Origin of the sequence: Enterobacter sp. RIT637, from assembly GCF_019718755.1 — a bacterium.
Taxonomy (GTDB): Bacteria; Pseudomonadota; Gammaproteobacteria; order Enterobacterales; family Enterobacteriaceae; genus Enterobacter.
The window spans coordinates 1-642 of sequence record NZ_JAIHAZ010000089.1 but is presented as its reverse complement, the minus strand read 5'-3'; the positions used below and the strand labels follow the sequence as shown (position 1 = coordinate 642).

The 642-nt window shown below is 59.2% G+C and carries 1 protein-coding gene; it reads left to right on the top strand.

The window, feature by feature from the left end; all coding sequences use genetic code 11:
- Positions 1 to 642: family 20 glycosylhydrolase (locus K5E19_RS23325; RefSeq protein ID WP_221553303.1), on the top strand; the 642-nt coding region annotated here is incomplete at both ends.

Here is a 642-nt window from a genome sequence, read left to right as displayed (position 1 = left end):
CCTCGATTCCGTGGGTGTCGATTGACGACTCCCCGCGCTTCCCGTGGCGTGGGCTGCTGCTCGATTCGGCGCGTCATTTCATTCCGCTGGAGGACATTAAACGCCAGATCGACGGCATGGCGGCGGCGAAGCTAAACGTCCTGCACTGGCATCTGACGGACGATCAGGGCTGGCGGTTTACCTCGAAGCGCTATCCTAAACTGACCCAGCTCGCCAGCGACGGGCTGTTCTACACACCGGAGCAGATGCGTGACGTGGTGCGTTACGCCACCGCGCGGGGTATTCGCGTGGTTCCCGAAATTGACATGCCGGGCCATGCGTCGGCGATCGCCGTGGCCTATCCGGAACTGATGAGCGCACCTGGCCCGTATGAAATGGAGCGCCACTGGGGCGTGCTGAAACCCGTTCTCGATCCAACAAAAGAGGCGACCTACACCTTTGCCGACGCAATGGTCAGCGAACTGGCAGCGATCTTCCCCGATCCGTATCTGCATATCGGCGGTGATGAAGTTGACGATAGCCAGTGGAAAAACAGCACCGCCATCCAGCAGTTTATGCGCGACAACAAACTGGCGGACAGCCATGCGCTGCAGGCCTATTTCAACCGCAAACTGGAAACCATTCTTGAGAAACACCATCGCC